Origin of the sequence: Agromyces sp. CCNWLW203 (genome assembly GCF_036576125.1) — a bacterium.
GTDB lineage: Bacteria > Actinomycetota > Actinomycetes > Actinomycetales > Microbacteriaceae > Agromyces.
Map to the genome: position 1 here is coordinate 917,480 of NZ_JAZHYX010000001.1, position 16,600 is coordinate 934,079.

The 16,600-nt window shown below is 72.2% G+C and carries 11 protein-coding genes; 6 read left to right on the forward strand and 5 right to left on the reverse strand.

Annotated elements, in window-relative coordinates; translation table 11 throughout:
- The first annotated feature begins 38 nt into the window (after positions 1–38).
- Positions 39–3,017, forward strand: a complete 2,979-nt coding sequence (locus VPH61_RS04220; protein ID WP_332062262.1) for a GH32 C-terminal domain-containing protein — start codon at positions 39–41, stop codon at positions 3,015–3,017.
- Between the two features lie 72 nt (positions 3,018–3,089).
- Here the strand turns inward: VPH61_RS04220 and VPH61_RS04225 are convergent, their stop codons facing one another.
- Positions 3,090–4,649: an SLC13 family permease gene (locus VPH61_RS04225; RefSeq protein WP_332062263.1), complete on the reverse strand. Its 1,560-nt coding sequence runs from the start codon at positions 4,647–4,649 to the stop codon at positions 3,090–3,092.
- A 27-nt stretch (positions 4,650–4,676) separates the two neighbouring features.
- On the reverse strand, positions 4,677–6,434 hold the full coding sequence (locus VPH61_RS04230; protein WP_332062264.1) for a threonine/serine ThrE exporter family protein: 1,758 nt from the start codon (positions 6,432–6,434) through the stop codon (positions 4,677–4,679).
- Positions 6,435–6,547: 113 nt separating this feature from the next.
- Between VPH61_RS04230 and VPH61_RS04235 the strand changes: the two genes are divergently transcribed.
- Both VPH61_RS04235 and VPH61_RS04240 read left to right on the forward strand, forming a co-directional pair.
- Positions 6,548–8,269: an MFS transporter gene (locus tag VPH61_RS04235; RefSeq protein ID WP_332062265.1), complete on the forward strand. Its 1,722-nt coding sequence runs from the start codon at positions 6,548–6,550 to the stop codon at positions 8,267–8,269.
- Positions 8,266–9,789: a leucyl aminopeptidase gene (locus VPH61_RS04240; protein ID WP_332062266.1), complete on the forward strand. Its 1,524-nt coding sequence runs from the start codon at positions 8,266–8,268 to the stop codon at positions 9,787–9,789. Before VPH61_RS04235 ends, VPH61_RS04240 begins: the two co-directional genes overlap by 4 nt.
- 72 nt (positions 9,790–9,861) lie before the next feature.
- Here the strand turns inward: VPH61_RS04240 and VPH61_RS04245 are convergent, their stop codons facing one another.
- From VPH61_RS04245 to VPH61_RS04255, 3 genes are all read right to left on the reverse strand, one after another.
- On the reverse strand, positions 9,862–12,864 hold the full coding sequence (locus VPH61_RS04245) for a helix-turn-helix transcriptional regulator (RefSeq protein WP_332062267.1): 3,003 nt from the start codon (positions 12,862–12,864) through the stop codon (positions 9,862–9,864).
- Positions 12,865–12,983: 119 nt separating this feature from the next.
- Entirely contained in the window at positions 12,984–13,157 is a 174-nt protein-coding gene (locus VPH61_RS04250) for a hypothetical protein (protein ID WP_332062268.1), read from the reverse strand.
- 85 nt (positions 13,158–13,242) lie between these two features.
- The gene (locus VPH61_RS04255) at positions 13,243–13,959 is read right to left on the reverse strand and encodes a pyridoxamine 5'-phosphate oxidase family protein (RefSeq protein WP_332062269.1); all 717 of its coding nucleotides are present in this window, start codon (positions 13,957–13,959) and stop codon (positions 13,243–13,245) included.
- Between the two features lie 77 nt (positions 13,960–14,036).
- On the opposite strand from VPH61_RS04255, the gene pdxR reads away from it, so the two are divergent.
- From pdxR to VPH61_RS04270, 3 genes are all read left to right on the forward strand, one after another.
- Positions 14,037–15,563 (forward strand): MocR-like pyridoxine biosynthesis transcription factor PdxR, encoded by a 1,527-nt coding sequence (pdxR, locus tag VPH61_RS04260; RefSeq protein ID WP_332062270.1) that lies wholly within the window; start codon positions 14,037–14,039, stop codon positions 15,561–15,563.
- 119 nt (positions 15,564–15,682) lie between these two features.
- A complete protein-coding gene (locus tag VPH61_RS04265; protein ID WP_332062271.1) occupies positions 15,683–16,159 on the forward strand; it encodes a LysM peptidoglycan-binding domain-containing protein in 477 nt (158 codons plus the stop codon).
- Positions 16,156–16,563, forward strand: a complete 408-nt coding sequence (locus VPH61_RS04270) for a hypothetical protein (protein WP_332062272.1) — start codon at positions 16,156–16,158, stop codon at positions 16,561–16,563. Before VPH61_RS04265 ends, VPH61_RS04270 begins: the two co-directional genes overlap by 4 nt.
- The last annotated feature ends 37 nt before the right edge of the window (positions 16,564–16,600 follow it).

The following is a 16,600-nucleotide window of genomic DNA, read 5'->3' on the forward strand; positions in this document are numbered from 1 at the left end:
AGACATCGACACTCGTGCAATGAAGGGCGATTCGAACGATGACGACGAAATCACGATGGCGCGCGGCCGTCGCCGCCACGGCGGCCGGGGCACTCGCGCTCGGGCTGCTGGGCGCGATGCCCGCGACGGCCGATGACGCAGCCGCGGGCGCAACCACGGGCGCAGGCACGCTCCCCGACCCGGCGACGGAGCAGTACCGGCCGTCGCTGCACTTCTCACCGGAGCGCAACTGGATGAACGACCCGAACGGCCTCGTCTACGACGACGGCACATGGCACCTGTTCTTCCAGCACAACCCCTCGGGCACCCGCTGGGGCAACATGAGCTGGGGCCACGCCACGAGCACCGACCTCGTGCACTGGGAGGAGCAGCCGGTCGCGATCCCGCAGACCTTCGACGCGAACGGCGTCGCGATCGAGGACATCTTCTCGGGCTCCGTCGTGGTCGACGACGAGAACACGAGTGGCTTCGGCACCGCTGAGAACCCGCCGATGATCGCGATCTACACGAGCGCCTACACGCCCGCGCACCCGACCCACGCCGGCAAGCAGGCGCAGTCGCTCGCCTACAGCCTCGACCACGGGCAGACGTGGACGAAGTACGAGGGCAACCCCGTCTACGACCGCGACTCCGCGAACTTCCGCGACCCGAAGGTCTTCCGCTACACGAACCCGGTCACGGGCGAGTCGTACTGGGTGATGGCCGCGGTCGAGGCCCTGCAGTACAAGGTCGTGCTCTCGCGCAGCGACGACCTGAAGACCTGGACTCATCTCAGCGACTTCGGCCCGGCGAACGCCGCGGGCGGCATCTGGGAGTGCCCCGACCTGTTCCCGATGGCGGTCGACGGCGACCCCGCGAACACCAAGTGGGTCATGGTGGTCAACTTGAACCCGGGCTCGGTCGCAGGCGGTTCGGGCGGCCAGTACTTCGTCGGCGAGTTCGACGGCACGACGTTCACGTCCGAGAGCACGGTGTCGGATGCCGCGGTGCCGCCGGGTGAGCTCTTCGCCGGGTTCGACGACGGCACGTATGGCGACTGGGTCGTCGGCAACGAGCCGGGCAACTGGAAGAACGGGCCATGGGGCGACGCCCCCGCGTCGGGCACCCTGCCGGGCCAGAACACCGTGACCGGCCACGTCGGCGCCGGCCTCGTCAACGGGTTCAACGACTTCGACTGGCCCGTCGGCACGCTCGAGTCGCCCGAGTTCACGATCGACCAGCCCTTCGTGAACCTGCTCGTCGGCGGCGGCAACCATCCGCACGTCGACGGCACGCGACTCGGCAACGAGGCACCGGCCGGGCGGCTGCTCTTCGACGGCTTCGAGTTGGCCGACGGCACGAACCTGGCCGACATCGGCTGGCAGGCGACCGGTGACCTCGCGATCGATCCGAGCCGCAGCCCGTCGACGCAGGGCGGCGACTACTACCTCGGCCAGAAGCGCATCAACACCTTCGAGTCCGGTCCCTTCGGCGACACGAACCTCGGCGACCTCACCTCGCCCGCGTTCGCGATCGAGCCCGGCGAGGATCACCTCTCGTTCCTCCTCGGCGGCGGCAAGCGCTTCGACGGCACGCTCGAGGCACGGCTCGTCGTCGACGGCGAGGTCGTGCGCACGGCGTACGGTCCCGAGGGCGGCGCGCTGAACTGGCAGGCGTGGGACGTGTCGGAGTTCGCCGGCCGTGACGCGCAGTTCCAGGTGCACGACGACGCGACCGGCGGCTGGGGCCACCTCACGGTCGACCACCTCGTGCTCGGCGATGAAGCAGCACTGCCCCGCAGCGAAGAGACGAGCGTCAACCTCGTCATCGACGGCGAGGTCGTGCGCACCGCCACCGGCCGGAACAGCGAGAACCTCGACTGGGTGAACTGGAACGTGGCCGAGTTCGCCGGGCAGGAGGCATCCGTTCGCATCGTCGACAACAACCGCTTCGGCTGGGGCCACGTGCTCGTCGACCAGGTGATGTTCTCCGCCGCCGCGGCCGCGCCGCGCATCGAGGGCTACGACTGGCTCGACTGGGGCCGCGACTACTACGCGACCGTGTCGTTCTCCGGCGCTCCCGACGGCCGGCGCGTGATGCTCGGCTGGATGAACAACTGGGACTACGCGAACGACATCCCCACCGATTCGTGGCGAAGCGCCATGGCGCTGCCGCGCGACGTGTCGCTCGTGACGACCGAGCGCGGCCCGCGACTCGTGCAGCAGGTCGCGGCCGAGTTCACCGAGCTCGAGCAGGCCGATCGGGCCTTCACGGATGCCTCGCGGCCGATCGCCGACGGCGCCGAGACGTTGCCCGTGGCGGGCGACGTCGTGCGCATCGATGCCGTGCTGCGCCCGGGCGGCGCCGACGCGGTCGGACTCAGCGTGCTGGGCGACGACGAGTCGGCGACGCGCATCGGGTACGACGCGGCATCCGGCCGCCTCTTCGTCGACCGACGCGACTCGGGGAACACGGACTTCCATCCCGCGTTCGCCTCGCTCGACGACGCGCCCGTCGCGCTCGACGCCGACGGCACGGTCACGTTGACCGCCTACGTCGACCGCTCCTCGGTCGAGGTGTTCACGGGCGACGGGCGCACAACGATCACCGACCAGGTGTTCCCGAACGCCGGTGCCGACGCCATCGGGCTGTGGGCCGACGGCGAGGGCGCGGCGCTCGAGTCGCTCACGGTCACGCCGCTGCACGGCGCGATGTACCGGGAGGCCGGCGTCGACGATGCCACGGCCGCGCCGGGGGCCGCCGAGGTGTCGGCGCTCACGGGCCCGCGAAACGGCGCCGACGCCGACGGTGACTTCGTCGTCAAGGTCAAGGTCGCCAAGGGCGAGCCGACGACGGTCGTGCGGCTCGTCGAGAACGGCTCGGTGATCGGCCGGGTCTACCGCTCGGCCGACGACGACCGGGTCGTCGAGTTCGCGATTACGGATGCCGCGGCGGGCGAGCACCGTTACGCGGTCGAGGTCGAGAACTCGGCGGGCGTCACGCCGAGCGGCGAACTGCTCGTGCGCGTGGCCGGCTGAGCTCGACGGGTGTCCCGGGGTGCAGTCGAGGCTGCCCCCGGGACACCCGCCGGTCGTGCTCGAGGCTTGCGCTCAGAACGGCCAGAGGAGCGGCACGTAGAACACCCCGACGACGAGGAAGAGCAGCAGCAGGGGCAGGCCGAGCTTCCAGTAGTCGCCGAAGCGATAGCCGCCGGGTTCGAGCACCATCGTGTTCACGGGCGTCGCGACGGGCGTGAGGAAGGATGCGGCACCGGCCACCGTGAGCGCCATCATGAAGGGCAGCACCGAGACCCCGAGGTCGGCCGCGACGACGACCGCGACCGGCGCCACGATCAACACCGTCGCCGTGTTCGAGATGAGCTGGCCGAGCACCATCGTGAGGGCGCAGATCGCGAACAGCGCCAGGTGGGGCGATGCGTCGCCGACGAGTCCGAGCAGGCCGTCGGCGATCAGCCCCGCCGTGCCGGTCGAGATGAAGGCCGTCGACAGCGGGATCATGCCCGCGACGAGCACGACCGTCGTCCACGAAATGCTGCGGTAGGCCTGCGTCGGGCTGACCACCTTGGTGAGCACGAGAGCGGATGCCGCGGCGAGCCCCGCGATCGCGGGCGGCACGAGGCCCGTGGCGAGCAGCACCACCATCGCGCCGAGGATCACGATCGCGCGCTTCGCGCCGGCGCCCAGCGGCACCGAGCGGCGCATCGTCGCCGGGTCGTCGACGACGAGCACGTCGGGCCCCGCCGTGTTGCGCTCGAGCTCGCCCCAGGGCCCGCTGACGAGGAGCGTGTCGCCGGCCGCCAGCAGCGTCTCGGCGCCGACGAGGTCTTCGCCGCCGCGCTGCACCGCGAGCACGACGAGATCGCCGCTCGGCGTGCACATGCCCGGGAAGAGGTGCAGCCCGATGAGCGAGGAGCGCGGGGCCACGACCACCTCGGTCACGCCCTCGCGCACGCCGATGAGCTCGGTGCCCTCGGGCAGGTGGTACTGCTTTCGCAGCGTGCTGGCGTGCCGGCTCACGTCGGGCGGCAGCCTCGTCGCGGCCCGTTCGGGCAGCAGCCGCCGGCCGAGCAGCGAGATGATCAGCAGCGTGCCGACCACGAGCGGCACCCCCACGAGGCCGAACTCGAAGAAGCCGAACGGACGCGCGCCGGCGTCGGCCGCCGTCTCGCTCACGATGATGTTCACCGGCGTGCCCGTCAGCGCGAGCAGCGACCCCGCGTGGGCCGAGAAGGCGAGCGGCATGAGCATCTGCGACGGGGCGATGCCGGCACGGGTCGCGACGACCACGACGACCGGGATGAGCGCGGCCACCGCGCCGTTGACGCTGATGAGGGCGGTGACTCCCGCGACGAGGAGACAGACGACGAGGAGGAGCGGCCCGCGCTTCGTGCCCGCGCGGCCGACGACCTGCTGCCCGGCCCACGCCGTGACGCCCGTCGAGTCGAGGGATTCGCTCACGACGAAGAGGGCGGCGATGAAGATCACCGTCGGGTCGCCGAACCCGGCGAGCGCCTGCCCGAGGTCGAGGATGCCCGTGAGCCAGAGCGCCACCGAGACGCCGATCGCGACGATGCCGATCGGCACCCGATTCGACATGAACGCGATGATCGCGAGCGCCAGGATGACGAGCGTGGTCGCGACGGGGTCCATGGGCACAGACTAGCGGCGAGGCATCCGCTACAGGAGGGGCCCGCGCGACGACCGGAGCCGGCCCGTGATCGCCGACCCGGCGAGGATGCCGAGGGCGATCGCGACCATGGTCGACGCGGTCGTCACGAGCGTGTCGACCCCGGCCTGGTCGCCGCCGAGGAGCGTGGCGACGCCGACGAGCCCGATCGCACCGGGCACGAGAAGCCAGAACGCCGGCAGGAAGCTGACGACGGCGGGCGGCCCGGTGCGCTGCCGGGCGACGAGCACGGCGACCGGCGTCATCACGAGCGCGCCGACGAAGGCGGAGAGCACGCCCCCGAAGAAGACGTCGCCGATCACCTGCCCGCCGTACGCCGAGTAGAGCACCAGCAGGATCCACAGGATCGAATCGCGCCGGCCGCAGTTGTAGACGACGATGCCGACGCCGAACACGGCGACGGCGATCCAGGGCGCGATCGGACCGATCGGGTGGGTGGAGGCGGTGAATGCGATCCGCGGCACTCCGACGAGGGCAGCCGCTCCGAGGATGCCGACGGCGAGCAGCACGAGCTGCATGGTGCCCGCCGCGAGCCGGCCACCGCCCGACATCATCTGCCCCGTCGCGAGCTCGATGACCCCCGTGGTGAGCAGCGAACCCGGCAGCAGCGTCACGAGCGGTGCGATGAGCGCCGGCAGCACCCCCGGGTCGAGCCCCGCCCTGATGAGCAGGAACACGGCGATCGAGACGCCGAACGCGATCGCCACCGTCACGAGCGCCTGGTAGTCGCGCGGCGCGCGGGCCGAGAGGAGCTGGGCGGCACCCGCGAAGACGCCCAGCACCGCAGCGGCCCCTGCCCCCGCCCATGAGGCCCCCAGCAGCACCGAGAGTCCTGCCGAGAGCAATGCGTACGCCACGACCCGCTGCACCGGCGAGTACGGCAGCTGCTGCCGGCGAAGCCCTCGGATGCGGCGCCTCGTCGTCGCCGGATCGATCGCCCCGGTGCGGGCGGCCTCGACCGTGCGGTTCAGCCCATCCACCTGCGAGAGCGTGAGCTTGCCGGTGCCGCTCGAGACCGCGCCGGTGCCGAGCTCGCCGACTCCCCGGGCCGACACGATCAGGGCGGTCGGGAAGACGATGATCTCCGTCGCCGGGGCGGCGTTGACCGTGGCGATATCCCGGAGGGCGGCATGCACGGTCGTCACCGAGTATCCGGCATCGATCATGGCCTCGCCCACGGACTCCATCGCGGCCAGGGTGACCGCTGGCGGCGGGGTGCTTCCGGGCGCCGGCCCTCCCGGGACGAGCACGCCCGTCGGGAGCGCCGTCGCCGCGACCGCGCCGGTCCCGGTCTCCTCGACCGGCACCCCGGGCCTGCGGATCGCGAAGAGCACGGCGGCGCTCGCGAACAGCACGAGCACCGCGATGATCCAGGACCACGGCGAGCCCCCGTCGTCGACGAGCACCGCGGGCGGCACCGGTTCGAGCACCGGCGCCTGGGACGGTGTCTCGGTCGGCGGCGGCGGGGGCTCGGTGGCGGGCACCTCGGTGGCGGGCGGCGGAGTGGGATCCGGGTCCTCGGTGGGCACGGGCTCGATCGTCGGTGTCGGTTCCGGTGCCGGTTCGGTGGCGGGCGGTGTCGACTCGACGGGCTCGACCGGCTCGTCCGTCGGCAGCGGCTCCTCGACCGGCGCGGCCGCCCAGGCGGCCGCGGATGACGCGGGCACGAGACATCCGACCGCGCCCCAGCCCGCGATGGCGAGCGCACCCATCGCGACGACGACCCGCACCCGCCCCCCGGCTGACATGTCGCTCACCCTAGCCTCGCCCGACCGCACGACTCAATGCCGTGCCGTATCGCCGACGGCCCCGGTGCCACTACGGTGAGCAGCAGTAGCAGCTCGAACTCGAGGGGACGTTCATGAGCATGCAGGCCGAAGCATCCGTCACCGCTCCGATCGCGAAGACCTCGTGGCTCGCGCTCATCGTGGTGGTGATGACCCAGATCCAGGTCTCGTTCGCCGTGAACGCGCTCACCGTCTCGATGGCGGGCATCACGAGCGACCTCGACACTCCGGCGAGCACGGTCGGCACGGCGATCACGGCGGGCACCTTCGCGATGGCCGCGTTCATCCTGCTCGGGGCGAAGGTCGGCTCCCGCTTCGGATCGCGCGGCGTGTTCCAGATCGCCGTGGCGATCCACGGCGTCGCCATGCTGGGCGTCGCGCTCAGCGTCTCGCCGGCCATGCTCTTCATCGCCCAGGCCTCGTCGGGTGCGGTCATCGCCCTCATCGCGCCGGCGCTCACGGTCTTCATCGCGACGAACTACCGCGGCCTGCAGCAGGGCAAGGCGATCGGGCTCCTCGCGGCGGCGATCCCGGCGGCCGGGGTGCTGGCGCTCCTCCTCGCCGGCTGGTTCGCGAACACGATCGGCTGGCGCTGGTCGTTCGTGCTGATGGTCGCCCTCGCCGTCGTCAACCTGCTGCTGAGCTTCAAGCTCGGCCGTGTGCCGGCCCAGCCCGGCCTCTCGATCGACTGGACGGGCGCGGTTCTCGCCGCCGTCGCGGTCATCCTCCTGAGCTTCGGATTCTCGGGGCTCTCGACGTGGGGAGTCTGGCTCGCGACGAGCCAGGCGCCCTTCGACATCGCCGGCATCTCACCCGCCCCGCTGCTCGTGATCGCGGGCCTCGTCGTCGGCCAGGTGTTCTTCTCCTGGCTGCGCCGTCGCGGGCGCGAAGGCAAGCCGCGCATCTTCGACCTGCGAGTGCTCGCAACGGGCTCGGAGCGTGCGATCACGGCGTGCATGGCGATCATGCTCTTCGTCGGCACCGCCGCGAACTTCCTGATCCCGCTCTACATCCAGGTCGTGCAGGGCCGGTCGAGCATCGAGACCTCGTTCGCGATCATCCCCTACACGCTCTCGATCTTCCTCGCCTCGACGTTCGTCGCCTCCCTCTACGGTCGGTTCACACCGAAGGTCATCGCGAGCGCGGGGTTCATCGTCGTGGCTTCGGCCCTCACGCTCCTCGCCTTCACCGTGCGAGGCGAATGGAGCCAGGGCTTCGTCGTCGCCGGCCTCATCCTGCTCGGCCTCGGCCAGGGCGCGATCGTCGCCCTCGTCTTCAACACACTGCTCTCGTCAGCGCCCAAGCAGCTCGCCGGCGACGTCGGCGCGTGGCGCGGGCTCGTGCACAACCTCTCGGGCAGCGTCGGCATCGCGGTCGCCACGGCGTTCGCGGTCGGCATGCTCTCGACGCTGCTACTGAGCGGCGCGCAGGAGCACCCCGAGATCTCCGACGAGCTCATCGCGCAGGTGAACATCAACGAGGCCGACTTCCTCACGAACGAGCAGCTCGCCGCGGTGCTCGAGTCCCGGGCGACCGGCCCCCAGCTCGACGCCGCGATCGCGATCAATGCCGAGGCGCGCCTGCAGTCGCTGAAGGTGTCGCTGCTCGGCCTCGCGGCGCTCTCGCTCCTCGCGATCGTGCCGGCGACCCGCATGCCCGGGCGCCGCCGCGACGAACTGCCCGAGAAGCTCGAGCCCGACGACGGCGACCCGATCGATCCGGTCGACCTCGATGACGTCAACGACCTCGATGGACCGGGCCTCGACGACCTCGCCCAGAAGGAGACGCCGGCATGACCCGCAGCGCGAACAAGCTCATCCCCGACGACTTCGACGCAGTGTCGTCGCTCGCCCGCTCCCCCATGGTCGTGCTCGACGACGCGCTCACCGACGTCGAGGTGACCGGCGTGCTCGTCACGAGTCCGGCGGCCGACACCGAGTCGATCGCCGGTCTCGACCAGGCGGCCCGGGAGCGCGCCGGCTTCGAAGCGAAGCCGGGGCAGACGCTGTACGTGCCCGGCGCCGAGCCGACCGTGCTCGTCGGCGGCGGGCCGGCCGCCGAGCTCACGATCAACGGGCTGCGCGACGCGGCCGCCGCGCTGGTTCGGGCGACCACCCGGTTCTCGCGCATCGGGTTCGAGATCCCGGCGCTCGGCACGCTCGATCGGGCTGCGGCGGGCCAGGCGATCGCCGAGGGCGCAGCCCTCGCGCGCTACCGGTACACCGGCCGCTCGACGAAGCCTGCGGAGGCGCCGCTCGAGCGGATCGCCGTGCGCGTCGGCGATGCGCAGGCGGCCGACGCCGACGCCGTGGCACTCGACACCGGCATGAAGGCCGGCCTCGTCACCGCACGCGCGGCGAACGTGGCGCGCGACCTCGCGAACACTCCCCCCGGACACCTCACCGCGACCGACCTGGCCGATGTCGCCGTGTCGCTCGGCGCACGCTACGGCTTCGACGTCGAGGTCTTCGACAAGCAGCAGCTCATCGAACTCGGTTGCGGCGGCCTGCTCGGCGTCAATCGCGGCTCGACCGAGGAACCGCGCATGGTGAAGCTGCGCTACACGCCCGCCGGCACCTCGACCGGGCACCTCGGCCTCGTGGGCAAGGGCATCATGTACGACTCGGGCGGCATCAGCCTGAAGCCCTCCGACCCGATGCACCTGCTCATGAAGATGGACATGGGCGGCGCGGCATCCGTGCTCGGCGCCTTCACCGCGCTGCGGGCCCTGCGCGGCACCGCGACGGTGACCGGCTGGCTGATGTGCACCGACAACATGCCGTCGGGTTCCGCGTACCAGCTCGGCGACGTGCTCACCGCCCGCAACGGCACGACCGTCGAGGTGAAGAACACCGACGCCGAGGGCCGGCTCGTGATGATGGACGCCATCGCCCTCGCGAACGAGGAGGGCGTCGACACGATCATCGACATCGCGACGCTCACGGGCGCCGCGCTCATGGCGCTCGGCACCTCGACCGCGGCGCTCTTCGGCAACGACGAGACGACCCTCGCCTCGGTCGAGCGGGCGTCGGCGACGACCGATGAGCAGGTCTGGCGGATGCCGCTCGAGCGCCGGTATCGCAAGCAGCTCGACTCGGAGGTCGCCGACCTCTCGAACCTCGGCGGCACCTTCGCCGGTGCGACGACGGCGGCGCTCTTCCTCGATCACTTCGTGGGCTCGACGCCGTGGGCGCACCTCGACATCGCGGGCACCATGCAGTCGGATGCCGACGATTCCTGGCGGTCGAAGGGGGCGACGGGCTTCGGCACCCGTCTCCTCATCGACGTGGCTCGGGGCTTCCAGCCGGCGCGCTGACGGGAGTCGAGCGGACGCCATGCCGCGCCGACGAGTGCCCGTCGAACGCGTCGGGTCGCCTCGGCGGAATGGTCAGCGCAGCACGCCGGCGCGGTACGCGGCCTCGGTGCGGGTCGCCGCACCGAGCTTGCGCAGGATCGCCGAGACGTGCACGCTCGCCGTCTTGCCGCTGATAAAGAGCCGCTCGCCGATCTGACGATTGCTGAGTCCCTCGGCGATGAGCTCGAGCACCTGGCGCTCGCGAGCGGTGAGCTCGGCGGTCGCATCGGCATCGGATGCCGCGACGCCCGCGATGCCGGGAGCGGCACCCGCCTTGGCGCGGCCCGAGCCCATACCCCCGTCGAGCGTGAATCCAGCCGCGGCGGCGACCTGTTCGACGCGATCGCGCACCGCGCCGACCCCGCCGCTCAGGGCCAGGTCGAAGGCGCTCTGCAGCGTCACCTTCGCCGCCGCCCGGTCACCGGCGGCGAGCTCGGCCTCACCCTGGCGGAGGAGTGCATAGGGAGCGAGGTAGCCCGGGGCGGTCGGCGCCGCGGCGGCCTTCGCCGCCGCCCGCCAGGCCTCGGCGTCGGAGCCGGCACCGCCGCCGGCGTCGCCGCCCGGCGCCTCGCGCAGTTCGGCGTCGACGAGCGCCGCCCAGAGCGCGTGCGTCGGCCAGCCGGCCATCGCGGCGAGTTGTTCGCGGAGCGCCGGCTCGGCCGCGCTGATCTCGGCGGCGAGTGCCTCGGTGAGCCCGCCGGCACGGGCAGTTTCGGCATGGGCGGCGCCGACGACTCGAGCGGCCACCCAGATGAGCGGGAGACCGTAACCCGGCAGCGGCGTCTGACGCTCGTCGAGCACGCGTCGCGCCTCGGTCCAGGCGCCGGCGACGTCGCCCCCGGCGAGGGCGACCTCGGCCGCGACGCGGCTGACGCTGAGCCGGGTCTGCTCCTCGATCTCCATGATGTCGGCCATCAGCGGCCGCACGGCGCGCAACAGCTCGGCGGCGCGCACGGGGTCGCCGAGCCACAGGATCGACCAGATTCGCGCGCGTTGCAGGTAGACGCCGAACGGCCCCGGAGGGTCGAGGGCGAGGGCGCGCTCGATGAGCGCCGCGGCCCGCTGCCACTCGCCGAGCGCGAAGAGCGGATCGACGGCGTTCGACGCGAGGATGATGCCCGAGCTGCGTTCGACGCCCTGCTTGCGGGATTCTTCGAGCCCGGCTTCGGCGAGCCGCACCGCCTCGGCGTGATTGCCGACGAGGAAGTGCAGGTCGGAGGCGTTGACCCAGTAGCGGAGCATCGCCGCCCCGTCGCCGTGCGCGAGCTGGCGGGCCCGTTCGAGCCCGGCGAATCCGGCCTCGACCTCGCCCCGGCTGGCCCGGCTGACGGCCGCGACGTTGGCGGCGACGGATGCATCGCGCGGGGACTCGATCTCGAGCGCGAGCTCGAGCGCGCGCTCGGCGGTCTCGACCGCCTCGTCGTAGTGACCCTCGATCATGAGCCGGCCGGAGAGCACGATGAGCACCGACATGCGATCTTCGAGCGCGTCGTCGGCGAGCACCTCGAGCGCCTCCTCGAGCACCGGGATGGAGCCGGGCCGGCCGACGTTGGCGAGGTACATCGCCTTGCCGCGCAGAAGTCTCGGGTACTGCGGGTCGTCACGGGGGCACTCGGCGAGCGCGGCCTTGACGAGGGCGAGGCTGCGTTCGCCCTCGCCGGCGTTGCGGAGATGGGAGGCGGTGCGCCCCATGAGTTCGAGCTTGGTCATGCCGGCCGCCTGCTCGGGGTCGGGCACGACGTCCCACAGGCCGATCGCTCGTTCGCCGAGCTGTGCGGCCGTGGCGTACGCCGCAGCAGCGCGCGCCTCGCGCATCGCCTGCATGGTCGCGGGGAAGGCGCGCGCGGCATCGTGCGCGCCGAGCCAGTGGAACGAGATCTCGGCCGCGAGGCGCCTCGTGCCGCTGGCGCTCGCGGCCTCGTACGCCTCGGCGTACCGGGCGTGGAACCTCGCTCGTTCACCGGGCAGCAGGTCGGAGAGGATCGCCTCGCGCACGAGCGCGTGCCGGAAGGCGTAGTCGTCGCCCTCGATCGTCAGCACCCCGAAGAGCACGCACTGCCGGGCCGCGGCGTCGAGCTCGTCGGCCGTGCCGGCATAGACCGCAGACAGGAGGGAGTGCGGGATGCGCACGCCCCCGGTGGAGATGAGCCGCAGCAGCTCTTGCGCCGGCTCGGGCAGACGCTCGTACCGAGCGAGCAGCAGGTCGCGGAGCGTGTCGGGCACGAAGCCCTCGTCGCGGCATCCGTCGATGCCCACGAGCTCTTCGACGAAGAACGGCACGCCGTCGCTGCGCCGGAAGACGGTGTCGAGCGCGCTCGCGCTCGGCGCCTCGTCGACGACGAGCGACTTCACGAGCTTGCGCACCTGGGCGCGCGTGAGCCGACCGAGTTCGCGGCGCTCGACCCACCGGTCGCGTTCGGCCTCGGAGAGGAAGTCGCGAACCGGGTGGCCTCGCGTCACGTCTTCGGTGCGGTAGCTCAGCACCGTGAGCACGCGGCTCGAGCCGAGCGAACGCAGCAGGAACCGGAGCAGGGCGAGCGTGGCGGCGTCGACCCAGTGCAGGTCTTCGATGAGGAAGACGACGGGCCGCTCGCGTGAGACGGTCTCGAGCAGCACCGCGATGCCCTCGTGCAGCTGACCGGTCGCCGCGCCGATGCCCGCGGGAGCGGCGGCCGCAGAAGTGTCGGCGTCGGTCGCAGCGAGCTCGGGCAGGAGTGCGGCGAGGGCGGTGCGGCCCGGGCCGGCAGCCTCGAGCACCCGCTCGGGCCCGATGTCGGCGATGAGCGTGCGCAGCGCCGCCTTGACCGGCGCGTACGGCGCCGCAACGCTGCCGAGGTCGACGCACTGCCCCGGGAGGAGGCGCACGTCTGCCGGCAGCCCGCGCTGGAACTCGCGCACGAGCCGCGTCTTGCCGATGCCGGCCTCACCGCCGATGATCACGGTGAACGGTGCGCCCGCGCGCACCTCGTCGAGGCGCTCGTTGAGCCTCGAGAGGTCGGCGTCGCGGCCGACCATTGCTGCCGCTGACGTGGTCACGATCTCATCGTGCCACGTCCCTCCGACAGCGTCACGCGTGATCGCGATCGGCGGAATCGGCGCCGCAGGCGGCACCGCGGGGCTCGCCGCGCCGCCCATAGTGGGGAGAGCTGCGAGGCTCACCGCAGGGCGAGCCGCGGGGCGTGGTGCGTACGGCGGTGGCGACGCCGGATCGGCTCGGCCGGCGCCACCGCGTCGTCCGAATCCTCGCTCCAGCGCTCGAGCTCGCGCTCAGCACGGTGCACGTCGCTCTGGTGCGTGTGCAGGGCCACGAAGTCTGCCGAGAACTGCATTGCTGCCTCCTGAGTCGCTCCGGCGGTTCGACCGGATGCCTCCAGCGTGCGCTCTGAGGCCCCCGCCGCTCATCGGACGATCGCCCTATTTCGCGTCGCGGGGCCTCAGATCGGCCTGAGGAGGCGAGGTCGCCGTCGAGGTCGTCAGGGCGACCACGGAGTCGGGCGTCGGGGTGCCCGCCGGGGTCAGCGCCGAGGGCTCTGGAGTGCCCCAACGGCGGCCGAGCGGCACGACGCCCGCCCAGACTGAGTGATCCTCCCCGTCATCGGCCGCCTCCGACGCCCCGGCCGCCCGCACCTTCATCACGACGTCGTCGAGGCGGAGCCGGAGCACCCGGGTCGCCGCGATCTCCTTGCGGGTCATCGCGCGCACCTCGTCGGCCCGCCCGGGCATGAGCCGTTCCGAGAGCGCGAGCAGGGCGGCATCCGCTCGCTCGCCGTCGACGGGCTCGAGCACGCCGTACGCGACGGCGCTGCGGTAGTTCATGGAGCTGTCGAAGAGGGAGCGGGCGAAGACGAGCCCGTCGAGCGCGGTCACCGAGAACGCGACCGTCTGACCCTCGGATGCCGCGCGCAACGCGAACCCGCCCCCGGTCGAGCCGTGCACGAGCACGTACTCGCCGTCGCGGGCGTAGCCCATCGGCACGACGATCGGCACGCCATCGACGACGGCGGCGAGATGGCCGACGAGCTCGGTGTCGAGCAGCTCGAAGAGCGCGTCGCGGTCGGTCGTCTGGCGCTCCGACATGCGGCGGATGCGGCGGGGTGCGGGGGCTTCTGGTGCAGCGTCGATCGTGGTCACCCTTCGAGTCTCAGGCGTACACTGGTCGCGTTCACAGTCCAGTTGTCGCAGATTCCACCAGTCCAGTGAGGAGCCGGATGGACGGCCCGATCATCGAACTCGACCGCGGCTCCCCCACGCCCGTCTGCGTACAGCTCGTCGACGGACTCCGTCAGCAGGTGCTCGGCGGCAGCCTCCGCACCGGTGACCCGGTGCCGTCGACCAGGGCCCTCGCGAGCGCACTCGGGGTGTCGCGGAGCGTCGTCGTCTCGGCCTACGACCAGCTCGCCGGCGAGGGCTATCTCGACACGAGACAGGGGGCCGTGACCCGGGTCGCCGAGCTCCAGCCACGTGTCGAGCGGGCAGCGGATGCCGCGACAACCGTCCGACCCGCAGGGGCGGCCGGTTCGTCCACGACGCTGCCGGAACCGGGTGGCCTCGCCGAGCCCCGCATCGACCTCCTGCCCGGCCGCCCGTCGACCTCGCGCATCGAGACCCGAGCATGGCGCGCAGCCTGGCGTCGGGCCGCCGCGCTCGAGATCCCGGCGGACTCGCCTCCGCCGTTCGGGGTACCGCGCCTGCGCGCCGAGATCGCCGACCACCTGCGGCACGCGCGCGGTCTCGCCTGTTCGCCCGACGACATCGTCGTGACGGCCGGCACGAGCGAGGCGCTCGGGCTCGTGGCAGCCGTGCTCGCTCACGCCGCGCGCTCGGCCGCCCGCGCCCCCGCCCTCGCGATCGAAGACCCCGGCTACCCCTCGGCGCGCCGGCTGTTCGAGCGGCGCGGCGTGCGCACTCACCCCGTCGGTGTCGACCACGACGGCTTCGACGTCGGCGCACTGCGCCGGCTTCCACTCGCACCCGATGCCGTCATGGTCACGCCGAGCCACCAGTACCCGCTCGGCGGACGCCTGCCGGTCGCGACCAGGCTCGAGCTGCTCGCCTGGGCGCGAGCCCATGACGCCCTCGTGATCGAAGACGACTACGACAGCGAGTTCCGCCACCTCGGGCCGCCCTTGCCGGCGCTCGCGTCGCTCGACGCCGCCGGCCGGGTCGTGCTCATCGGCAGCTTCTCGAAGGTGCTGACGCCGTGGATCAGGCTCGGCTACCTCGTGCTGCCCGCGGCGAACCGGCAGTTGCGCGAGGCGATCGCCGCATCGCGGAACGACGAGGCGTGCCCGGTTCCGGGCGTCGCGCAGCACGCGATCGCCGAGCTGCTCGCGAGCGGCGCCGTGCGCCGGCACATCGCGGTCGCCCGGCGCGAGTACGCCCACCGGCGCGGCCTCGTGCTCGCCGCGCTCGACGACCTGCCCGGCGCACCGCTGTCAGGGCTCGACGGCGGGCTGCACGCGGTCGTCGAGCTTTCGGACGCCGCGGCATCCGCTGCCGTCGTGACCCGGCTCGCGAGCGAGGGCGTGGCCGTCGCACCGCTCTCGGACTACTCGGTCGGCCGCGACTCGGGGGGCTCGGGCCCCTCTGGGCGCTCCGGCATCGTGTTCGGCTACGCCGCTCCGAGCGATACGCAGCTCGTCGAGGGGCTCGGCCGCATCCGGGCGGCGATCCTCGATGCTCTCGTCGGCCCGGGGCGCTCCGGCTCCGTCCTCCCGACGGATCGGAAGAGGTGAGCTGCCGTATTCACCCGGGAATACGACGTTCGGCCCGCTGTCGCGAGCCCTTCACCAGCAGATAGGGTGAACCGACCGGCGCGCTGAAGACGGCGCGCCACCCTACGGTTGGAGGCCCGGTGCGGCGAGCAGTCGGTGGTATCGGGGCATCGGCCGCCCTCGCAACGGTGGCGGCCACGCTCCTCCTGAGCGGATGCGTCCCCACCCCCGCTCCACCGCCGGTCACGATCGTCGCGACCGTCACCGCGACACCCAAGCCGACGCCGACGCCGACGCCCGCTCCAGCGCCGGTCGCACCGCCGCCCGCGCCCGCGCCGGCACCCGACCCCGTGCCGAACGCGCCGGCGCCCGTCTACGAACCCGGCCCCGCGGTCGACCTGGGCGCGCGCGACGGTGCCAACGGCACCCCCTCGCTCGACGGCAGCGGCATGCCGATCAGCTACGTCGTCGTCTCGGGCGACCACTTCTTCGACATCGCGCAGCGCTTCGACCTGCCGCAGCAGCAACTGCTGCGCATGAACCCGCAGGTACACGACTTCGGCGAGAACGTCTACATCGGCGACGTCATCAACCTCGACTGGACGAAGACCGGATGACCCTGGCCGCTTCGGCCGACGTCGTCATCACGATCGCTCCGTGGAACCCCTGGCCGATCGCGATCCCGTTGCTCGTGCTGCTCGCGGGCGTCGTGGTCTCGTTCGTCGGCACCCGGCGCCGCTCGAAGCCGATCCGGGAGCTCGGCTACGTGCTCTTCCTCGTCTCGGCGCTCACCGCGGGCGCCATGGCGTGGGTGATGTCGGGCATCTGGGACACGCAGGCGCGCGAACAGGCGCTCGAGGAGCTCGGCTACATCTCGCCCATCTTCAGCGGCGGCATGGCTCTCTCGGAGCACGGCCTGCCGCCGATCGACTTCACGGCCGAACGCGCCGACGGCACGCGGGTGAACGGAGTGCTCATCGACCAGGGCGACGGGCGTTGGCTCGTGAAGGTCGGCGACTGAGGGGATGCCGGCGCGGTGCGGCACCGCGCGTCGTGCA

Bases quoted from the DNA above. Each gene is read 5' to 3' on its own strand.
- VPH61_RS04220 (WP_332062262.1), top strand. From the start codon at position 39: ATGACGACGAAATCACGATGGCGCGCGGCCGTCGCCGCCACGGCGGCC.
- VPH61_RS04225 (WP_332062263.1), bottom strand. From the start codon at position 4,649: ATGGACCCCGTCGCGACCACGCTCGTCATCCTGGCGCTCGCGATCATC.
- VPH61_RS04230 (WP_332062264.1), bottom strand. From the start codon at position 6,434: ATGTCAGCCGGGGGGCGGGTGCGGGTCGTCGTCGCGATGGGTGCGCTC.
- VPH61_RS04235 (WP_332062265.1), top strand. From the start codon at position 6,548: ATGAGCATGCAGGCCGAAGCATCCGTCACCGCTCCGATCGCGAAGACC.
- VPH61_RS04240 (WP_332062266.1), top strand. From the start codon at position 8,266: ATGACCCGCAGCGCGAACAAGCTCATCCCCGACGACTTCGACGCAGTG.
- VPH61_RS04250 (WP_332062268.1), bottom strand. From the start codon at position 13,157: ATGCAGTTCTCGGCAGACTTCGTGGCCCTGCACACGCACCAGAGCGAC.
- pdxR (WP_332062270.1), top strand. From the start codon at position 14,037: ATGGACGGCCCGATCATCGAACTCGACCGCGGCTCCCCCACGCCCGTC.
- VPH61_RS04270 (WP_332062272.1), top strand. From the start codon at position 16,156: ATGACCCTGGCCGCTTCGGCCGACGTCGTCATCACGATCGCTCCGTGG.